The 20,575-nt window shown below is 64.4% G+C and carries 17 protein-coding genes; 12 read left to right on the top strand and 5 right to left on the bottom strand.

Translation table 11 applies throughout. From position 1 onward, the window contains the following. The first annotated feature begins 78 nt into the window (after positions 1 to 78). Both GO707_RS02650 and eno read left to right on the top strand, forming a co-directional pair. A complete protein-coding gene (locus GO707_RS02650; RefSeq protein ID WP_114539654.1) occupies positions 79 to 2,004 on the top strand; it encodes an oleate hydratase in 1,926 nt (641 codons plus the stop codon). Positions 2,005 to 2,211: 207 nt separating this feature from the next. Further along, positions 2,212 to 3,504 (top strand): phosphopyruvate hydratase, encoded by a 1,293-nt coding sequence (eno, locus tag GO707_RS02645; protein ID WP_114539655.1) that lies wholly within the window; start codon positions 2,212 to 2,214, stop codon positions 3,502 to 3,504. Between the two features lie 414 nt (positions 3,505 to 3,918). On the opposite strand, the gene GO707_RS12820 is transcribed toward eno, so the two are convergent. Further along, positions 3,919 to 4,125, bottom strand: a complete 207-nt coding sequence (locus GO707_RS12820) for a helix-turn-helix domain-containing protein (protein WP_367891215.1) — start codon at positions 4,123 to 4,125, stop codon at positions 3,919 to 3,921. Positions 4,126 to 4,346: 221 nt separating this feature from the next. On the opposite strand from GO707_RS12820, the gene GO707_RS02635 reads away from it, so the two are divergent. Continuing rightward, a complete protein-coding gene (locus GO707_RS02635) occupies positions 4,347 to 5,282 on the top strand; it encodes a LysR family transcriptional regulator (protein WP_157011957.1) in 936 nt (311 codons plus the stop codon). A gap of 140 nt (positions 5,283 to 5,422) precedes the next feature. Here GO707_RS02635 and GO707_RS02630 read toward each other — a convergent pair whose 3' ends face one another. After that, entirely contained in the window at positions 5,423 to 5,950 is a 528-nt protein-coding gene (locus GO707_RS02630; RefSeq protein WP_227070364.1) for an FAD-binding protein, read from the bottom strand. A gap of 4 nt (positions 5,951 to 5,954) precedes the next feature. Continuing rightward, positions 5,955 to 7,091, bottom strand: a complete 1,137-nt coding sequence (locus tag GO707_RS02625; protein ID WP_157011955.1) for a putative NPN-dependent ornithine cyclodeaminase — start codon at positions 7,089 to 7,091, stop codon at positions 5,955 to 5,957. Between the two features lie 280 nt (positions 7,092 to 7,371). Between GO707_RS02625 and GO707_RS02620 the strand changes: the two genes are divergently transcribed. The 5 genes from GO707_RS02620 to GO707_RS02600 all read left to right on the top strand — a co-directional run bounded on the left by GO707_RS02620 (position 7,372) and on the right by GO707_RS02600 (position 13,823). Then, complete coding sequence (locus tag GO707_RS02620; RefSeq protein WP_157011953.1) at positions 7,372 to 9,168, top strand: ABC transporter ATP-binding protein; 1,797 nt, start codon at positions 7,372 to 7,374, stop codon at positions 9,166 to 9,168. A 194-nt stretch (positions 9,169 to 9,362) separates the two neighbouring features. Beyond that, positions 9,363 to 10,616: a molybdopterin molybdotransferase MoeA gene (locus GO707_RS02615; protein WP_114539675.1), complete on the top strand. Its 1,254-nt coding sequence runs from the start codon at positions 9,363 to 9,365 to the stop codon at positions 10,614 to 10,616. A gap of 179 nt (positions 10,617 to 10,795) precedes the next feature. Beyond that, on the top strand, positions 10,796 to 11,329 hold the full coding sequence (locus GO707_RS02610; RefSeq protein WP_335878672.1) for a MogA/MoaB family molybdenum cofactor biosynthesis protein: 534 nt from the start codon (positions 10,796 to 10,798) through the stop codon (positions 11,327 to 11,329). A 225-nt stretch (positions 11,330 to 11,554) separates the two neighbouring features. Further along, positions 11,555 to 13,033: an alanine racemase gene (gene alr, locus GO707_RS02605; RefSeq protein WP_157011949.1), complete on the top strand. Its 1,479-nt coding sequence runs from the start codon at positions 11,555 to 11,557 to the stop codon at positions 13,031 to 13,033. A 223-nt stretch (positions 13,034 to 13,256) separates the two neighbouring features. Then, complete coding sequence (locus tag GO707_RS02600; RefSeq protein WP_114548633.1) at positions 13,257 to 13,823, top strand: uracil-DNA glycosylase; 567 nt, start codon at positions 13,257 to 13,259, stop codon at positions 13,821 to 13,823. Between the two features lie 16 nt (positions 13,824 to 13,839). On the opposite strand, the gene GO707_RS02595 is transcribed toward GO707_RS02600, so the two are convergent. Then, entirely contained in the window at positions 13,840 to 14,763 is a 924-nt protein-coding gene (locus tag GO707_RS02595) for a magnesium transporter CorA family protein (protein ID WP_117283908.1), read from the bottom strand. A 125-nt stretch (positions 14,764 to 14,888) separates the two neighbouring features. On the opposite strand from GO707_RS02595, the gene GO707_RS02590 reads away from it, so the two are divergent. Next, the gene (locus GO707_RS02590; protein ID WP_335878670.1) at positions 14,889 to 16,202 is read left to right on the top strand and encodes a bifunctional folylpolyglutamate synthase/dihydrofolate synthase; all 1,314 of its coding nucleotides are present in this window, start codon (positions 14,889 to 14,891) and stop codon (positions 16,200 to 16,202) included. Positions 16,203 to 16,301: 99 nt separating this feature from the next. Here the strand turns inward: GO707_RS02590 and nhaA are convergent, their stop codons facing one another. Further along, entirely contained in the window at positions 16,302 to 17,894 is a 1,593-nt protein-coding gene (nhaA, locus tag GO707_RS02585; RefSeq protein WP_157011947.1) for a Na+/H+ antiporter NhaA, read from the bottom strand. Positions 17,895 to 18,266: 372 nt separating this feature from the next. On the opposite strand from nhaA, the gene hpf reads away from it, so the two are divergent. From hpf to GO707_RS02570, 3 genes are all read left to right on the top strand, one after another. Then, complete coding sequence (hpf, locus tag GO707_RS02580; protein ID WP_157012052.1) at positions 18,267 to 18,851, top strand: ribosome hibernation-promoting factor, HPF/YfiA family; 585 nt, start codon at positions 18,267 to 18,269, stop codon at positions 18,849 to 18,851. A 3-nt stretch (positions 18,852 to 18,854) separates the two neighbouring features. Next, the gene (locus tag GO707_RS02575) at positions 18,855 to 19,073 is read left to right on the top strand and encodes an acyl carrier protein (protein WP_016309287.1); all 219 of its coding nucleotides are present in this window, start codon (positions 18,855 to 18,857) and stop codon (positions 19,071 to 19,073) included. A 392-nt stretch (positions 19,074 to 19,465) separates the two neighbouring features. Beyond that, positions 19,466 to 20,575: IS3 family transposase (locus tag GO707_RS02570; RefSeq protein ID WP_157011945.1), on the top strand; the 1,110-nt coding region annotated here is incomplete at its 3' end.

The following is a 20,575-nucleotide window of genomic DNA, read 5'->3' as shown; positions in this document are numbered from 1 at the left end:
TTGTTGACGGATGCGGGCGCGCGGAGCGGCCGCATGATGGAAGGTAAGCATTGAACCCGACCAGAGAGGACGTGCGCTATGTACTATTCCAGCGGCAACTACGAGGCCTTCGCCCATCCGCTTCCGCCCGAGGGCGTGGAAAACAAGCAGGCCTACATTATCGGCAGCGGCCTGGCAGGCCTGGCGGCGGCGTGCTTTCTCGTGCGCGACGGACGGATGCCCGGCGAGAAGATCCACATCCTGGAGCGCGACCCGCGTGCCGGCGGCGGCTGCGACGGCTGGGATTACCCGGGGCTGGGCTACACCATGCGCGGCGGCCGCGAGATGGACAACCACTTCGAGGTGATGTGGGATCTGTTCCGCGACATTCCCTCCATCGAGGATCCGTCGGTATCGGTGCTCGACTACTACTATTGGTTGAACAAGCGCGATCCGAACTACTCGCTGTGCCGCGCCACGCAGGATCGCGGCCAGGACGCCCATACTGACAACAAGTTCAACCTGTCCGACAAAGCCTGCATGGAAATCATGAACCTGTTCTTCACCCCGGAAGAGGAGCTGCAGGACAAGGTCATCACCGAGTACTTCTCCGATGAGGTGCTGAACTCGAACTTCTGGCTGTACTGGCGCACCATGTTCGCCTTTGAGAATTGGCACTCGGCCCTTGAGATGAAGCGCTACGTCACCCGCTTCGTGCACCATTTGGGCGGCCTGCCCGACTTCTCGGCTCTGCGCTTCACCCGGTACAACCAGTACGAGTCCATGATCCTGCCCATGGTGAACTATCTTGAGTCCCACGGCGTCGACTTCCAGTTCAACACCCACGTGACTGATGTGCGCTTCAGCTGCGATGACGCTAAGGACGATGACCGGAAGCTGGCTACGGAGATTCGGCTGGTGCGCGAGGACGGCCCGGCGGCGGTGGACGCGGCCGAGGGCGTGCAGCCCGACGGCAAGACGGCCCCGGCGGTCGACCTCGCGCGCGAGGAGACCATTCCGCTCACGGAAAACGACCTCGTCTTCATCACGCCCGGCAGCCTGGTGGCCCACTCCTCCTTCGGCAGCCAGGACGCCCCCGCCCGTTTCGCCCCCGAGCTCACTCCCGGCGATGGCTGGGATCTGTGGAAGAGGATCGCGGCCCAGTCGCCGGAGTTCGGCCGTCCCGAGAAGTTCTGCGGCGACCCGGAGAAGAGCAACTGGGAAAGCGCCACGGTGACCACGCTGGACGAGAAGATCCTGCCTTATATCGAGGCCATCTGCAAGCGCGACCCGCTTTCCGGCGGCGTTGTCACGGGCGGCATCGTGTCGGTGAAGGACTCCAGCTGGCTGCTCTCCTGGACCATCAACCGCCAGCCGCAGTTCCGCGCCCAGCCCGAGGGGCAGGTGTGCGTGTGGCTCTACGGCCTGTTCACCGACGTGCCCGGCGACTACGTGAAGAAGCCCATGCGCGATTGCACCGGCAAGGAAATCTGCGAGGAGTGGCTGTACCACCTGGGCGTGCCCGAGGAGCAAATCGAGGAGCTGGCCGAGCATTCCGCGAACACGGTGCCCTGCATGATGCCCTACATCACGGCCTTCTTCATGCCCCGCGCCGATGGCGACCGTCCGCTCGTCGTGCCTGAGGGCGCCGTGAACTTCGCCTTCATTGGCCAGTTCGCCGAGACGCCGCGCGACACCATCTTCACCACTGAGTACTCCATGCGCACTGGCATGGAGGCGGTATATACGCTGCTCGACATCGACCGCGGCGTGCCTGAGGTGTGGGGCAGCGTGTTCGACCTGCGCGTGCTGCTGAACGCGACGGTGCTTCTGCGCGACGGCAAGCCGGCAACAGACATGAACATGAACGTGCTGGAGAAGCTTCTGCTGTCGCGCGGCCTGAAGGAGATCGAGCATACCGACATCTACGGCCTTCTGAAGGAGTTCGGCGTCATTCCGACCACCGATGAGAACCGCGATGTGCCCGTGCCCGCCACGGGTGCCGTGTGGCCGGGCATCCATTAACCCGCCTCTGCGCCGTTGTTGGGGCTCTGTCTGAGGGCGAGAGCCGTCGTCCTTGTTGGTTGCGGTGCCCGATTGGGCCCGGCAGCGACCCCTGTTTTATGCGCCCCGTGCGGAATGAACCCGCGCGGGGCGCTTGCGCTTGCGTCGTTCGTGCTATGATGGTGAACGCTGATTAGAAGCATCAACCAACCTTCAAGGAGGCACTACATGAGCGTCATCATCGATGTGTACGGGCGCGAGGTTCTCGATTCTCGCGGCAACCCCACCGTCGAAGTGGAAGTCGTGCTGGAAGACGGCGCCTTCGGCCGCGCGGCGGTTCCCTCGGGCGCTTCCACGGGCGCTTTCGAGGCCGTGGAGCTGCGCGACTGCGACAAGAGCCGCTATCTGGGTAAGGGCACGCTGGATGCCGTGGCCCATGTGAACAACGAGATCGCCGACGTGCTCATCGGCCTCGAGGCCGAGGATCAGCGCATGGTGGACGCCGCCATGATCGAGGCCGACGGCACGGAGAACAAGGGCGTGTTCGGTGCCAACGCCATCCTGGGCGCTTCTTTGGCCGTGGCCAAGGCTGCCGCGGAGGCCGCCGAGCTGCCGCTGTACAAGTACGTGGGCGGTGCGAACGCGCATCTTCTGCCGACGCCCATGATGAACATCCTGAACGGCGGCGTGCATGCCGACAACAACGTGGACTTCCAGGAGTTCATGATCATGCCCGTGGGCGCCCCCACCTTCGCCGAGGCTCTGCGCTGGTGCGCCGAGATCTACCACACCCTGAAGAAGGTGCTGCATGATGCGGGCCTTGGCGGCGGCGTGGGCGACGAGGGCGGCTTCGCTCCCAACCTGAAGACCAACGAGGAGCCGCTGGCTTATATCGTGGAAGCTTGCGAGAAGGCCGGTTACAAGCCGGGCACCGACATCCTGTTCGCCATGGATCCCGCCTCCACCGAGTTCTACAACGCCGAGACCGGCAAGTACGTGCTGGCCGGCGAGGGTCGCGAGCTGACGAGCGACGAGATGGTGGACTACTGGGAGGCGCTCGTGAACAAGTACCCCATCGTCTCCATCGAGGACGGCATGGCCGAGGAGGACTGGGACGGCTGGAAGAAGCTGACCGACCGCATCGGCGATCGCGTGCAGCTGGTGGGCGACGACCTGTTCGTCACCAACTCCAAGCGCCTCGCCAAGGGCATCGAGCTGGGCTGCGCCAACGCCATTCTCATCAAGGTGAACCAGATCGGCTCCCTCACCGAGACGCTCGAGGCCATCGAGATGGCCAAGCAGGCCGGCTACGCCTGCGTCATGAGCCACCGCTCCGGCGAGACCGAGGACGTGACCATCGCCGATCTGTCCGTGGCCTGCAACACCGGCCAGATCAAGACCGGCGCCCCCTGCCGGTCCGACCGCGTGGCCAAGTACAACCAGCTCATCCGCATCGAGGAGCAGCTTGAGGGCCAGGCCCAGTACGCCGGTATGAAAGCTTTCTACAACATCAAGCGCTAGAGGGCCGAGCAGGGGCTCGCAGTCCACAAGGTTCGCCTTGGAAGGCGAGCGCACAAACGACTAAAGAAGGGCCGCTTCATAACGAGGCGGCCCTTCTTCTGTTTCGCGGCAGCCAGCTGGGATCGCTTTTGCCTGTTCTCGGTCGACGAACCCCTCTGTTTCTGCACGAAATCTCGAGTTATAAGCGTCCGGAATCCGCAGAAGGGCTCGCGGCTGAGAACGGCTTTTACAAAACGCCTGGTCAAAGCGTTGCGCTTGGTAAGGGAGTTCCCGGCATCGGGTTGCGGGCGTGCCCCCAGAGACGCTGATAACTCAAGATCTCATGCAGAAAACGGGTAGTTCGTTGACCGAGATTTCTTCAGAACGGCCTTGGGGAGCCCAAAAGCACGCCGGCGGCGTCTTCGCGTTGCTATGCTATGCGGAGCGGGTGCCCGGTTGCGGGTCGCGGGGGAGGAAGGAGATATGCAGATACATGTTCATTCCCTCCGCGATTTTCTGAAGGACGCGTATCGAAGGGTTGCGGATTCCGCGTTCTATGCGGCTGATTTCGGTCTGAGCTATGCCACATCGTTCGGCCAATTCCTTTTGCGTGAGATTTTGGCTTTGCCGGGCCTCGATCATAGCGCGCATGAGAGCAGCTTCGGGCTGAAGCTCGTGGCTAGCCTCAGCGAATTCAGGGTCGAGGAGCCCTGAAACCCCGAAGGAGCGGTAGCAGAAAAGCCGTATTTGCGCAACATCGGTTGAGTTTGGCCCCAGCGGCTGCTGACCTGCTGCGAGGAGCTGATGGGGTATACTGGTTGCAGGTTGCGTTCCGCGATTCGGGGGTGGGGAAGGAGCTGTCCGTGGACACCGCATATCTGCGCGAGTACATCGAATTCTCGCGCTCTCTCAATTTCGCCCAGGCGGCTGCTGATCTGTTCGTGTCGCCACCGACGCTGCGGGCCCATATTCACGCACTCGAGGAGGAGGTAGGGGCGCCTCTTACGGTCAAGCGCGTCGGTCAGTTGGAGCTATCGCCAGCCGGCCGTCTTTTTCTGAAGCGTGCTCGTGCCATAGTGAAGCTGGTAGAGGAAAGCGCGGAAGAGTGCCGGGCGCTGGCGGAAGCCTCGTCGTCCATAGTGGTGGGCACCCTCGATTACGCTCCCTTCGAGGAGTTGCTGACGCGTGCGCTGCACGCTTTCCGACGGGATCATCCTGACCGATGCCTCGAAATGCTCATGGCGTCGGGCGCTTACGCGAACATGGAAGCGGTGGAGAGCGGCAAGGCGGATCTTTCCATTTTCGTTCAAGTGAGGCGACGAGATGGCGGGGAAGAGGCGCTGCCCGATGAGCTGCCTGCCGGAGTGGGGGCTTTTCGCTTTAGCGAGGGCGAATGTCGTTTTTGGATGAACCGCTCCTGTCCTCTGTTTGAGTGCGATCGCGTGACGGCGGCCGACTTGGACGGCTTCACGATGCTCTTGGGGAATTCCGCGAATATGGAACGCGCGGGCCGCGTGCTCATCGAATGGTTTGCAGGGGTCGGGGTAGCCGTGGAGCCCGACAATCAGCCTTGCTCGAACTATCTTGACCTGTATCTGTCGGGAACGGGCGAGACGTTCGGCATTGCGCTGGGGGGAGTGCGCTCGGGTCTGCGGGCGAGCTCCGACATCAAGATATTCGCGGTCGACGATTTTACGGTGCCCTGCGATCTCTATGTGATCTACAACGAGGAGCGCATCGGGGAGAACGGGAAGCTGTTCGTCGACTGCCTGAAGGAGAGCATTTCTTCGTTGGAATAATGTCTTCTGGGGGTGATGATGCCTCGGCTGGTGGCAGGGTGCGCTGGCGCCTCTGTCGGCGGTGCAACATGACGGCGCCCCGTCGGTTGGACGGGGCGCCAGGGGAGGGCTAATGATAGGTTGTGGCGAAAGATGGCTGACTAGATCTCGCCGATGATAGAGCCTGCGGCCATGTACCCACCGAGGAACGATAGTCCCACATCACCGTACAGGCCGTTGAAGGGCTTGCCGGCGAGGTTGTTCTCGCCGTTCGAGCCTCCGGCGGTGTGCCAGCCAGCGTAAAGCCCGGGAATAACGGCGCCTTCGGTATCGATGACCTGCATCTTGGGGTTGATGCGCAGTCCGCACTTGGTGGCGAACAGGTTGCCGCCGAGCTTCGCTCCGTAATAGGGAGGCTCGCTGATGGGGATGAGCCACGAGGGATCGTACTTGTAGGTGGGAACAGTGTCCTCTCCGGCCTCGCAGGCGGCGTTCCAGTCCTTAACAGCCTGCACGAGCACGTCTTCGCGCAATCCGAGGGCCTCTTCCAACTCCTCGATGGTGTCGCATTCCTTGACGGCGCCGGCATCGACCATCATCTGGAAGGCATTGCGCCAATCGCGCTGCCATTCGGGAACGCGGTCGATAAGAGGGTCGTCGTCGGGGATGACCTTTCCGATGTTGCGCAACCTTCTAACCCAAAAGCCCCAATCCTTTGGCGATGTTGGCGATGAAGTCCTGAACGTTGGTGACGATGCCGCGGCTGGCGAGGCTGCCACGATCCACCAGCTTGTTCACGGCGAATTCGGCGATGTCCACGCAGTAGAAGTACACGGGACGTATGGTGCCGTCGGCCAGCACGCGGTAGGAGGGGGTCATGTTCCCCGTGGCGATGGTGTGCAGCATGGTGGCCATGCAGATGACGGTGGTGGCGCTGCGAATGTGGTCGCGCATAGCGTCCTGCGCCTCGTAGGCGTTGCCGTACACGCCGGGCAGAGGGCCGTCGTCGCGGATGGATCCGGCCAGCACGTAGGGCACGCCATTGCGCACCAGCGCGTTCATGATGCCGTCGCGCACGCCCTCTTCTTCGATGAACCGCTCGATGGATCCCCAATAGCGCACGCGGTTGATGGTGTCCAGGTGGTGGTAGTGGCCGTTGGGGCGGTTCTCCTGGGTGTCGATGTCCTGACCGAGGGACGTGTGGAAGTAGGCCCCTTCCAAATCGTGGGTGGCGAGAGCATTGCCGGCGAACACCGCGTCCGCATAGCCGGCGTCGATGATTTTCGCGAAGGCCTCGCGGGAGTACCCGTTGAAGGTGAAGGCCGGCCCCATGACCCATACAATGGAGCCGTGGTCGCGGTCGTGGCGCAGAAGCTCGTAGAGCTCGTCATAGTCGCGCGAGAACGCGGTCTCGCGAGAGCGGCCCAGGCGGAAGGCGAAGTTGTCGTGGCCGCCCGGGTGCGGAGCGCCGTCCTCCGATGTGGCCAGACCGCGGAAGCCGTCGGTGTAGACGAGAATGCCCTCCTCGCCGTTTTCCGTGCGTCCGCAGGCGATGAGATCGCCGGCGCGGATGTGGCGGAACTCGCGCACGAACACGTTGCCGCCTTCCACGACGGCCACGCAATCCATGCGGGAATCGCGGGCGAGCGTCCATTGCCCTGCGATCTTCAGATACTCCGGATAAATGGACATGGCGTGGTAGCCCTCCGGGGCCACGAAATCCTTCGGCGCGGGCACGAGCGTCACATCGGGCGCGGCGGCGAGGTGGGGGAGCGTGAAGTCGGGCGGCGTGTAGGGCGTGGGTGTAAACGGCGCGGGCGAAAACGGCATAGTCGCCTTCTTTCTCTGGGTGGCTGAGGCCATTGTAGCGCTTCGGCCTCCGGTTCCCAAGGAATGTGAAACTCTGCAGGCAAGAGATCTCATGCAGAAAAGCGGTAGTTCGTCGACCGAAGTTATGCCAGCGAAGGTTCGGGTTCCAAAGTGGATGTTTGGGCGGTTGCGGGGCCGGTTGCGGAGATGAAGGAGGACGGGGAGCGACGATTCGTCGAAGGGTTGTGAAAGCGTGATGACTTCGGCATCGAAATTAATCCCAGAGGGCTAGAATGGGCCTATGGCCACTGCTGTCGACACATCCAAGGAAACACACGCCGACGTCGCCGCCGCCGAGGTGCTGCGGCGGTTCGCCGGCTACTACAAGCCCTACAAGGCGCTCTTCTTTGCCGATCTCGTGGCCGCCTGCATCTTGGCCGGGGTCGATCTGGCCTTTCCGCAGCTGCTGAACTTCTTCACCCGCGAGTTCTTCACGGAGGCGCCCTCGGTCATCTTGGGCAGCCTCGGGCTCATCGCGCTGCTCTTCATCGCGCTGTACGCCGCGCGCACGGGCTGCCAGTGGTTCATCACTTATTGGGGTCACGTCATGGGCGCGCGCATGGAGGCCGACATGCGCCGCGATTTGTTCGAGCAGTACCAGCGCCTCTCCTTCGGCTACTACGACCGCCACAACACCGGTGTCATGATGTCGAAGATCACCACCGATCTGTTCGACATATCGGAGCTCGCGCACCACGGGCCGGAGAACCTGTTCATCTGCACGCTCAAGATCGTCGGCTCCTTCGTGCTGCTGTTCATGATCAACGGGCCGCTCACCGCCATCATGCTTGTCGTCACCATCGTCATGGCGGCGCTGTCCTTCGCGCTGAATTACTGGCGCCGCCGCATATTCCGCGAGAACCGCGAGCGCATGGCCGGCATCAACGCGGCGGTGCAGGATTCCCTCGGCGGCATCCGCGTCGTGAAGTCCTTCGGCGGCGAGGACGCCGAGCGCGAGAAGTTCCGCGCGGCCAACGAGGCATTTCTCGACACGAAGAACCGATCCTACAAGTTCATGGGCGCCTTCCATGGGCTGAACTCGCTGTTCACGGGGCTTTTGTACACCATCGTCGTGGTGGGCGGCGGCTACTTCGTGGCCGCAGGAACGCTCGCCGTGACCGATTTGGCCATCTACGCCCTGTATGTGGGCATCTTCATGGCACCGGTAGAGCAGCTCATCAACTTCACCGAGACCCTGCAGAAGGGCTACGCAGGTTTCCGCCGCTTCATCGAGGTGCTGGCCGAGCGGCCCGACGTGGCCACCAAGCCCGGCGCGCCCACTTTGGCCGAGGCCTGCGGCGGCGAGGTGCGCGGCGCTGTGGATTATCGCGACGCGACGTTCTCCTACGACGGCACCCATCCGGTGCTCGACGGGCTCACGCTTTCCATCCCCGCCGGCACCTCGGTGGCGCTCGTGGGGCCCTCGGGCGGCGGCAAGACCACCACCTGCTCGCTTCTGCCGCGCTTCTACGACGTGGCCGGCGGCGCGGTGACCATCGACGGCGTGGACGTGCGCGACGTGTCATTGGCAAGCCTGCGCGACGCCATCGGCATCGTGCAGCAGGACGTGTATTTGTTCGGCGGCACGGTGGGGGAGAACATCGCCTACGGCCGCCCCGGCGCCACCCAGGCCGAAATCGAGGAGGCGGCGCGCAAGGCCAACATCCACGAGTTCATCTGCTCGCTGCCCGACGGCTACGACACGCTCGTGGGCGAGCGCGGCGCGCGGCTGTCCGGCGGCCAGAAGCAGCGCATCTCCATCGCGCGCGTGTTCCTGCGCGATCCGCGCATCCTCATTCTGGACGAGGCCACGAGCGCCCTTGACAACGAGAGCGAGCACGCCATCCAGGCGTCGCTGGCGGAGCTCTCCCGCGGGCGCACCACCATCACCATCGCGCACCGCCTGTCCACCATCCGCAACGCGAGCCTCATCGCCGTGGTGGAGGACGGCCGTGTGCTCGAGCAGGGAACCCACGAGGAGCTGCTGGCCCGCGATGGCGTCTACGCCCGCTACTACCGCATGCAGTTCGGCGACTAGGAATTGCGCGAATCTTTTCGGAGAAGGCATCTGCGGCGACGGTGAAAACGTCGCTCTTTTCGACCGTAGTTATCCTGCAATAGTTATAATGATCCCCAGTGAAACGACGACGGTTGGATTCCGTGCTCGCGGTGCTGCTGTGGCGCGATGGTGCCGAGCATGGCGCGGCGGGGCGGAAGGGAAGGACCGATCCTGTGAGAGAAATGATTCCGTTGGAAGAGGCCCGCGCGCTCGTGTGCGGGGCCGTGGAGAAACTGCCCGTGGAAACGGTGGAGCTGCTCGATGCCGTCGGGCGTGTGGTGGCGGCCGATCAGACAAGCGACATCGATGTTGCGCCCTTCGCGCATTCGGCCATGGACGGCTTCGCCCTGCGCGCTGCCGAGATCGCCGAGGCTACCGAGGAGGCTCCTGCGACCCTGCGGGTCATTGCCGAGATCGGTGCCGGAGATGTGTTCGAGGGAACCATAGACGACGGCGAATGCGTGCGCATCATGACCGGCGCCTGCCTGCCCGCCGATGCCGACGCTGTAGTGAAGTACGAGATCGTGGGCGTCGTGGAAGGCGACGGCAAGCCGGGCTCGGTGGTGTCGTTTGCCGCCCCGACGAAGGTGGGCTCCAACATCCGCGCCGCCGGCGAGGAGGCCCATGCGGGAGACGTGGTCGTGGAAGCGGGCGATGTGCTCACCGCCGCCGGCGTCGGCTTTTTGGCCGGTTGCGGCGTGCTGGAGGTGCCCGTCTACCGCCGTCCGCGCGTGGCCGTCATCGCCACGGGCAGCGAGCTCGTGCCGCCTTCCGAGGTGCCCGGCCCCGGCAAGATCCGCAACTCCAACAGTTACGCCATGGCCGCCTGCGCCCGCGAGGCCGGCGCCGAGGCCGTGATGCTGCCCATCGTCCAGGACACCTTCGAGGCCCTGCGCGACGCCGTGGCCGCTGCGGCCCGCGAGTACGACCTCGTCGTCACTACGGGAGGGGCTGCCAACGGCGACTTCGACTTCATCAAGCCGGTGGTGGCCGAGCTCGGCGAGCTTATGATGACCACCGTGAACATCCGCCCCGGCAAGGCCCAGACCTTCGGCATGGTGGAGGGCACGCCCGTCTTCGGACTGCCCGGTAACCCGGCGGCGGCCTACGTGGGCTTCCAGCTGCTCATCCGCCCCGCGCTGCGCACCATGCAGGGCTATCGCTTCATGGATCATCCCGTGGTGAAGGCGCGCCTTACCGCCGACGAGAAGAACCGCGATCCGCGCCGCATCTATCTGCGGGCGAACCTGACGCGTACCGCCGAGGGCTATGAGGTGACGCCGGCCAAGAACCAGAGCTCGGGGCTGTTCGGTCCCATCCAGAAAACCAACTGCCTGGCCGTCATGCCCGAGGGCACTGCGCCCCAGCCCGCCGGCTCCATCGTCGACTGCCTGCTGCTCGATATTCCCGAGGAAGTCGTGCTGTAGCGGAGGCAACCGTGCATGGCGAGGCGGGGGCGCTGGTGCCGCGCGCAGTTCATTCTATGGCATGCGAAAACGCCGTGACCCCCGGCGAGAAATGCCATAGAATGCTGTTTGAGCACGGCACTTGTGCCCCCGCATCGCCCCTGGGGGTTTCAAGGGAGCTGCTAAGAAAGGAAGTAAAAGTGACCATCAAATTCGCTATCATCACGTGTTCCGACACCCGCACTTTGGAAACCGACGAGGCGGGGCAGAAACTGGAGCAGCTCATTGCCGAGCAGGGTTGGGAGTGCATCCGCCGCGTTGTGGAAATGGACGAGCGCCCGTTTATCGCCGGCGCACTCATCGACGCCTGCGACAACACCGATGCCGATATCGTGCTCACCTGCGGCGGCTCGGGCCTCTCGCTGCGCGACGTGACCCCCGAGGCTACCCGCGACGTGGCCGACCGCGAGGTGCCCGGCATCGCCGAGGCCATGCGCGCCCACAGCGTCGCCATCACGCCCTTCGCCATGCTCTCGCGCGCCATCTGCGCCCAGCGCGGGCACACGCTCATCATCAACCTGCCCGGCTCCACTAAGGCGGCCACCGAGAACTGGGAAGGTATCGTGGAGGCGCTTCCCCATGCCGTGAAGATGATGGCCGGCGAGGGCCATAGCACGCAGAAGGATCTCTCGGAGAAACTCGCCGCCGCCGCGGCCCGGGGCGAGCTCGGGTAAGGCAGCGGGCGCGCAAGGGCCTTTGGCTTCGAAGTCGCGATGGAGGGTTGGCTGCGGATGTGCTTGCCGTATGGCTTTCCGGGACTGGGTTCTCGCGGTCGGAAGTCTTTGTCCCGTGCCAAAAGAGCGCGTTCCCGTGCGTCGGGTCTGCGCTATACTTCATGAGGAACGTGTTCTAGATGCGGCCGCGCTCGATAGGGCGCGGCTGTTTGAGGTGGTAGCACTATGACTGATCTTCCCAACGGGTTCACGGGGTTTTCGCACCGAGATCCGAACTTCGTGTCCGCGGGCGACGCCTTGCGCGGCTCGCGGTACGACGACACGCCGTTCGCGGCGCGCAAGCAGGCCCAGGCCCGCAATCTGGCCGAGGCTTGGTCGCCGGCCCGCGCCGAGCGCGTCGGCGCGGGCGTTGCTGCAGAGGGCGGCTCCGATGCAGTCGCTCGCGGGGCCGGAGTGCGCCCCCTGTCCCAGCTGTCCTCGGCGGCCAGCGATGTGCTGCGCTTCGCTGAGCAGGGCACGGCGGCTGCCGGCGCTCCGCGCTTCGATCCGGACAAGCTCGCCCGCATTCCCGAGGTGGATCGGCGCTGGGCCTGGGTGGAGATCGACCTGAACGCCATCCGTCACAACGCCTCGGCCGTGAAGCAGCGCCTGAATCCGGGTACCCGGCTCATGGCCGTGGTGAAGGCCGACGGCTACGGCCACGGCGCCGTGCAGTGCGCCAAAACGGCGCTGAACTCCGGGGCCGAGTACTTGGGCGTGGCCACGGTGGACGAGGCCATCGCCCTGCGCGAGGCCTACGTGAACGCCCCTATCCTCATTCTGGGCGAGCCCCCGGCTATGGCCATCCCGCTGCTTCTGGCCTACAAGATCATGCCGGCGGTCTACACCGCCGAGTTCGCCATCCGCTACGCCGAGGCCGCCGACGCCTTCGGGGTGTCCGCGCCCTTCCATATGAAGGTGAACACGGGCATGAACCGCATCGGCGTGCGTTGGGACGAGGTCGTGGAATTCGCGCGGCAGATATCGTTCCATCGGGCGCTCGATCTGGTGGGCACCTTCACCCACTTTGCCACGGCCGACTGCCCCGGCACCATCGATTTCGAGCGGCAGGTCAAGCGCTTCTCGGAAGCCGTGAACGCCCTGCGCGCGGCCGGCATCAACCCGGGCATCGTGCACGCGGCGAACTCCGCGGCCGCCATCCGCTACCCAGAGGTGCAGCTGGACATGGTGCGCCTCGGCATTTCGCTGTACGGATTCTACCCGTGCCCCGAGGCCTACCCGATGATCGATCTGAAGCCGGCCATGAGCGTGAAGGCCCGCATCACCGATGTGAAGACGCTGCCGGTGGGCGAGGGCGTCAGCTACGGCCTGAACTACCGCAGCCCCGGCGCCGTGAAGATCTGCACCATGCCCATCGGCTACGCCGACGGCTTCCGCCGGGGCCTTTCCGGTCGCACCGACGTGCTGCTGGCCGGCCGCCGCTTCCACCAGGTGGGCAACATCTGCATGGACCAGTCCATGTTCGAAGTGAACCTGCGCCAGCGCAACGACCTCGCCCCGCAGATCGGCGATACGGTAACCATTGTGGGAGAGCAGGGCGAAGCGTCTGTCACCATCGACCAGATGGCTGAGACCTTGGGCACCATCCAGCACGAGGTGGCCATCGGCTTCGGCTGCTCAAGACTGCCCAGACTGTACGTGTAGAAAGCGGCGGTCAGCGAGTATCAAGGCCGTGCAGCAGGTTGAAACGAAAGCAATGCGCAGCGAGCGCCGGGAGGGGGTGCCGCGCGCAGTTCATTCTATGGCATACGAAAATGCCGCGACTCTCGGCGGGAAATGCCATAGAATGCTGTTTGAGCACGGCACCCCCTCCCGGCGCTCGCCCGAGGCGAGTCCCAAAAAGGAACTCAAGAAAGAAGGACGCCCGATGGAGCACCCCCACATTCCGCTAGAAGACCTGCAAGTCCAAGTGGCCGCCTGCCGCCGCTGCCCCTTGTGCGATGGCCGCACGCAGACGGTGTTCGGCGTGGGCAATCCCGAGGCCCGGGTGCTCATCGTCGGCGAGGCTCCGGGCAAGAACGAGGATTTGCAGGGCGAGCCTTTCGTGGGCGCCGCCGGCAAGTACCTCAACGAGCTTCTGGCCATCGCCGGGCTGTCTCGCGAGGACGTCTACATCGCCAATGTGCTGAAGTGCCGTCCCCCTTCCAACCGCGATCCGCGTCCCGAGGAAATTCAGGCCTGCACGCCGTTTCTGCGCGAGCAGACGCGCACCATCAACCCGGAGTACATCGTCACCCTGGGCAACTTCTCCACGAAGTTCATCCTGAAAACCGATGTGGGCATCACGCGCCTGCACGGCACGCTGCAGCGGGCGGGGCGCTTCAAGGTGTTCCCCATCTTCCACCCGGCGGCCGCGCTCTACGACAGCAAGAAGCGCGAGGCCTTGGAAAACGACTTCGCCACCTTAGGCGAGCTGCTGCGCGGCGAGGTCTAAGGCGACCCAAAATCGCCTAGAGCCATCTCTTCCGCTTGAAGAACAGCACCATCACCACGATCATGACCAGGGCCAGGGTGATGATCGTGGCCGCCATATAGGGCCAATCGAGTCCCGGCAGCACGGTGAGGTTCATGCCGAACCAGCCGGTGACGAGCGTGAGCGGCGCGAACATCACCGTGACGATGGTGAGAATCTGCATGGTGGAGTTCTGCTTCAAGTCGATCTGCGTCTGATGCAGCTCGTAAAGCTGCAGGCTGTACTCGCGCAGCATGTCGGCGCGGTCGGACAGGTGATTCGCGTGGGTGGTGATGTGCCCGAAGGTGCGGGCCTCCTCGCGGCTCATCACCTTGTTCTCGTTGTCGGCGATGAGGTCGGCCATGACGCCGATCTGCTGGTAGTAGGAGCCCATGCGCATGGCGGCGCGCCGGTAGCTCATGATGGTCTGCGACGAGATGTCGGCATGGTGGCCGATCATGGCGTCCTCGAGGCTTTCCATGGCGTCTTCCATGGAGGAGAACCAGCTGAAATCGTCGGCGATGAGCGTCTTCATGAAGGCATACAGGGTATGCGAGGTGGTGGGCTTCGTGAGAATGCCGGTTGCGGCCACTTTGTCCAGGGTCTTCTGCGCGATGTCGCCGTCGTCGATGAGGATGAGGTGGTCGGCTTCCAGGTAGAACGACATGGTGTCCGGATCGCCCGTGGGGTCGGATTTGTCCGGCACCGAGAACGAGCCGATGATGTAGGAGGGGTACAGCTCGACGAAGTTGGCCGCCGCCAGCTCGAGCGCCGCCAGCTCTGCCCGCGCCTCCGGCGCGATATGCGTGAGCTGGCTGAACTCGTGGGAGGTGAGGATCTTGACCAGGGGCGGCTTGCAGTTTTCCTCGTCGCAGGGCGCTGCCAGCGGGTTCGGCCGGTTCAGGTCGTAAATGGCTGCCATGGCTCCTCCTCTCGTCGCGCGGCCTCTCGTGCCCGGAACCTAGTATAGAATGGAGCCGTGATATGCCCCATCGGTTACCGGGTTTGTAAGAAAACGGTAGCCGCGTCCTTGAAGGAGAACGTGCCGTGGAAGATGCGCGCCACTTCGATCCCGTAGCCTGGATAAACACCCCGCGCTGGCAGGCCTCGCGCCTGGGGCTCTCGCGCATGGTGGATCTGCTGGAGCGCTTGGGGCGCCCCCAGGACGAGTTGCGCTTCGTGCACGTGGCGGGTACCAACGGGAAGGGGTCGGTGTGCGCGTATGTGGCCTCGGTGCTGCAGGCGGCCGGCTACAAGGTGGGCCTGTTCACGAGCCCGTTCATCCTCTGCTTCGAGGAGCGCATCCGCGTGAACGGGGAGAACATCACGGGCGAGGAGCTCGCCCGGGCCGTGGCGGCGGTGCGCCCGGCGGCCGAAGCCGTGGAGGCGGCGAGTGGGGATCATCCTACGGAGTTCGAGCTCATGGGCGCCGTGGCCTTCGAGCATTTCCGCGCCGTGGGCTGCGATATCGTGGTGCTGGAAGTGGGGCTCGGGGGGCGGTTGGACGCCACCAACGTCATCGAGGCCCCCGAGGTGAGCGTGATCTGCCGCATCGGGCTCGACCATACCGATTTGCTCGGGGATACCCTGGGCGCCGTCGCCGGCGAGAAGGCCGGCATCGTGAAGGCGGGAGCGCCCGTGGTGAGCTGGCCCCAGGAGAGCGAGGCCATGGCGGTCATCGAGGCCGTGGCCGCCGAGCGCGGTTGCGAACTTTTCGTGCCCGACTTCGGCGACTTGTCCGTGGAGCCGCTCGCGGGAGCGGCCCTGCGCCGGTTCTCATGGAAGGGGAGGGGATTCGAGACGCGTCTCCTCGGCAGCTACCAGCCCTTCAACGCGGCGCTGGCCCTCGCGGCGGTCGACGTGCTGCGCGGGCGCGGGTGGGCCATCTCCGCCGAGGCCGCTTTCGCAGGCATCGCCTCCGCCCGTTGGCCCGGCCGTTTCGAAGTGGTGGATACCGCGCCGCTTACCATTGTGGACGGTGGTCACAACCCTCAGGGGGCCGAGGCCCTGGCCGCCTCGCTCGCCGATCTTCTGGGGGAGGAGGGACGCGCCTCAGTCGACTTTGCTTTGGGCGTGCTGGCCGACAAGGACTACCCGGCCATGGTGCGCGCCGTGGCGCCGTGGGCCCGCAGCTTCTCGGTGTATGCCCCGAAAAGCCCTCGCGCCCTGGCGGCCGACGAGCTGGAGGGCTGCGTGCGCGAGATTATGGTGGAAGAGGGCCGGGCCGATGACGTGCCCGTGCGCACGTGCGGCGCTCCCGCCGATGCCCTGCGCGCAGCCCACGACGCCGCCGGCCCGGAAGGCTGCGTCGTCGCCTTCGGCACCCTTTACGCCATCGCCGACCTCATGGGCGCGCTGTAGCGAGCTTGCTGTTTGCGAAAACGACTTGATGCATGAAAAAGGGCGCCCCCGAAAGAGCGCCCTCCGAAAGTACGAAAAGCCCGCGGACCGACGCGTCCCCTAGGGTCGCGTGCCGGTGACGTCCTCGGCCTCGGCCTCGTCGCGGATCTCGTGCACGACGAACTCTGCCACGCCGCCCTCGGCTTCCAGCACCTCGCGCACATCGTCGACCAGATCCTCGTCGCCAGCGCCGAGCACCACGTCGTCGGCCATGTCGGCGGCCTCTTCCCCGGCCGTTTGGCGCACCACCTCATCCAGCGAGGCGGACACGTACGAGATGCCCTGGCGCTCGGCCGCCTTCGCCTGCATGAACAGAAAGAGGAAGCCGATCACGCCGGCCAGAAGCGAGGCCGACAGAATGCCGATCTTCGCATCGGCGATGAGCACCGCCTCGGGGAAGGCGAGGTTCGCCACGAAGATGGCCATGGTGAAGCCCACGCCGCCCAGGATGCCGGCACCCAGCATATGGATCCAGTTAACATGATCGGGCAGGTTGGCGATCTTCAGCTTCACCGTCAAGAAGCTGAAGAGCAGGATGCCGATGGGCTTGCCCAGAAGCAATCCGAAGAACACGCCGAAGAACACCGGGCTCGAGACCATGGCGAGAACATCGCCGCCAAGGAAGCTCACATCAGCGTTGGTCAGCGCGAACAGGGGCAGCACGGCAAAGTACACCCACGGGTACAGCATATGCTCCAAGCGCGTGGCCGGGGGTACCACCTGACGAGCAACACTGGAGAGTCGGGTGACGGTGAACATGTAATCCTTCTGAAGCGTCACCGGCTCGGTCTCCACATAGGCGGCGCGCGCCTCGCGAACCCGGTCGCCCGACCAGGTCATGAACTTCTGCAGATCGACGCGCGACCCCGTGGGGATCGTGAAGGCGAGCAGCACGCCAGCGATGGTGGAATGAACACCGGACATGAACACAGCGAACCACAACAGGCAACCCACCAGCATGTAAGGCGTCAGGGCGTACACGTGCGCCCGGTTCATCAGTACGAGCACCACGAGAATGGCCGCAGCAATGGCAAGCCACATGAGCGAGGGGCTCTGGCCGTAGAAGATGGCAATGACGAGAATGGCGATGATGTCGTCGGCCACGGCCAAGGTGGAGAGGAACACGCGCACGCCGTTGGGCACGCGGTTGCCGAGCAGCGCCATGATGCCCAAGGCGAAGGCGATATCGGTCGCCGTGGGCACACCCCAGCCGTGGGAGGTCTCAGGGTTGGTGGCGTTGAAGATGGAGTAGATGACGATAGGGGCCAGAACGCCGCCGCAGGCCGCGATGATGGGCAGCGCCGCCTGGCGGATGTTCGTGAGCTCGCCGACGGTCATCTCGTATTTGATCTCTAACCCTACGAGCAGGAAGAACACCGCCATGAAGATGTCGTTGATGATATGGGCCAGCGACATCTCGCCGATAAAGCCGCCGACGCCCACCACTACATGGGTGTGCCAGAACTCCTCAAAGGGCTCGAAGAACGGCGAGTTCGCGATAACGAGGGCCACAATAGCCGCCGCCAGCATGATGGCCGCCGCCTTCGTGGACGAACTCGTAAATTGGATGACTTTCAACCAGCGACGCTGATGCCCCTGGACTTCATCAATGAAGATATGATGCGGATCGGGATTCTTCGCAGTGGGTTCCATGCCTTATATCCTCAATTTCTCTTACCGACTCAGCCGCCTGCGAGCAAGACGGCTTCACAGATATCCGTTAATTGTAACCGCTTTCCCTTTCGCTTCAGCGAAAATCCCTATCTGTAAAGTCCCCGTAGCAGCCTTTTTCACACGAAAACGAGAACCGTTCGACTTCAAAGGCGCTGCATTCCGAAAACAGTCCTCAGACGGCAATCGTTTTCTTGCAACCTCAAATTGCTCGGTCAATCTCGCGAAAAGTGCGCTATGCTGTTTCTTCCAGTTTGGAAGGGTGCGTTTTACGCATGGTGCGCTCAGGTGCCCCAGCGGGCTCGCACCTTCCACGCTGATTGTGCAAGCAACGAGGTAAAAGAGGTGGAAATCATGACGATCACCGTGTCCGGACGCAAAATGCCCGTCACCGACGCCCTTCGTCAGTACGCTGAGGAGAAGGTCGGTAACGCGATCAAGGCTGTGGACGCCGACACCGTCTCCACGGAAATTGTTCTTTACACCGAGAAGAACCCGGCCAACCCGCTGCCGGCTATTTGCGAGGTCACCGTCCGCGTCAAGGGCCACATCGTGCGCGTGGAGGAAAGCGAAGAGGACATGTACGCCGCCATCGACGTGGCTGCCGCCAAGGTCGCCCGCCAGCTGCGCAAGTACAAGACCCGCGTGCTGGACAAGAAGGTTCGCGCCACCGAGCGCATTGTCGACTACGCCCACGAGGACGCCCGTCCGGAGAGCGAGCTGGATCTCGACCGTCTGATGGACGAGCTGTCCGAGGACGAGATCATCCGCCGCAAGGAGACGGAGTTCACGCCCATGACCGAAGAAGAGGCGCTCATCCAGATCGATCTGCTGGGTCACGACTTTTTCGCGTACACTGATCGCGACACCAACCTGGTGCACATCCTGTACCGCCGCGAGGACGGCGGCTACGGTCTGCTCACCCAAAAGGAGGATTAGTTCATGGCCACTATCGACACCATCGCCGGCGTTCTCGAGAGCAACCTCGACATCGACCCCGCCACCGTCACCCCCGAGGCGACCTTCGAGTCCCTCGGCATCGACTCGCTGGACATGGTCGAGCTCATCTGCGACTTGGAGGAGGCCTGCGAGGTCGACTTCGGCGAGCCCGAGGGGCTTGTCACCGTGGGCGACCTGGTCGCTTACATCGACTCGCTGTAAGCGCCCGTCGCGTTTCAGCAGAACTGGGGCCCCGCAGCCATCAGGTTGCGGGGCCTTTTTGTTGCCTAGTTCCCTGCGTCTGTGCCGAAAGAGGCCCCGTGTGGGCTCGTGCCGCTCTGCCGGAGGAAACGTGTCTGAGCCCCATTCGATAAGAGCGGTTGCGCTCCACTTCTATGGGAACCGATTCCGATCGGCCTTTCCGGTAATGGCCGCTTCGCGCTTCATCTCGTCTCGCTCAGTCGGTGAAGGCTCCTGTCGCTGCATGAGATTGACGGTTATGAGCGTCTGAAGGGCAGCTATAGTGATTAGAATTAACGATAATTGATAATTTCGAGTGAACTTGGGGGTGCGGACTCCAAGTTGGACACCCAGGTGTCCGGAAGGGAGTTCGAATGTACGACAAGAGGGCCAAGCAGGATGCGCTGGATCTGTGGTTCTCGATGCCCGGCGAGATGTCCGTGGATGACTTCGCCGCCGAGCTGGGGTACCCTTCGGGCAGCACGCTGCGCAACTGGATCAAGGCGGATCCCAGGCACGACCCCGACAAGTGCCAGTACCGCTCCAAGCCCGTGCTCCCCAAGCTCGAGGCGATAAGGCGCGTGGCCGAGGGGGCGACCGCCGCCCAGGCGGCCCGGGAGACGGGGCTGACCCCCCAGCAGGTGCGCTACAGCGTGGGAAGGTACGCCCGAGGGGGCACGGCGGCGCTGCTGCCGGCGCCCGCGAGGAAGAGGAGGAAGGGAGAGGCCGTGGACGAGGGGAAGACCCGCCGGGCGAGCCGGCCGGCCCGCCCGATGCCCTGCGAGCAGCCGCCGGGGCTGCCGGAGGAGCTGCCCGACGACCCGGCGGCGCTCAAGGCGATCATCGCCGACCTGGAGCTCAGCAACGCCGCGCTCAGGGAGGTGTTGGCCGTCCTAAAAGCAGGGGCGCCGGCCCTCACCAACGCTGAGGCGGCCGGCTGCGCCTCCAGGCTCGAGGGCGCCTTCGGCGCCGCGGCCGCCTGCGCGGCCCTGGGCCTGGCCCGCTCCACCTACTACTACCAGCTCGACGCCCTGACCTCGCCCTCCGCGCCGCCGGACGGGACGGCGGGCGAGGTCGAGCGGGCCTTCCGCGTCGACGGCAACTCGTCGAGGGGCTACCGGTTCGTGCGCGAGGTCGTGTCGCGCCGGCGCGGCCGGCCGGTGTCGGAGAAGGTGGTGCGGCGGCTCATGCGCGGGCTCGGGCTGCGCGTGTGCTACGCGCGCAGGGGGCGCTACAGCTCCTACGCCGGCGAGATCGACGCGCCCGCGCCCAACCTGCTGCTGAGGGCGGACGGCACCCACGACTTCTCCGCCGGGCGCCCCAACGAGGCGTGGGTCAGCGACGTGACCGAGTTCCGCCTGCCCGACGACGGCCGCAAGGTGTACCTGTCGCCCGTCGTCGACCTGTTCGACGGCAAGCCCGTCGGCTGGGCCGTCGGCACCAGCCCCGACGCGCGCCTCACCGAGTCGTCCCTCGAGATGGCG

It is taken from the genome of Adlercreutzia rubneri (assembly GCF_009755265.1).
Classification (GTDB): domain Bacteria; phylum Actinomycetota; class Coriobacteriia; order Coriobacteriales; family Eggerthellaceae; genus Adlercreutzia; species Adlercreutzia rubneri.
Note: the sequence above shows the minus strand (reverse complement) of the source record. Positions and strands in the feature narration are given on the sequence as shown.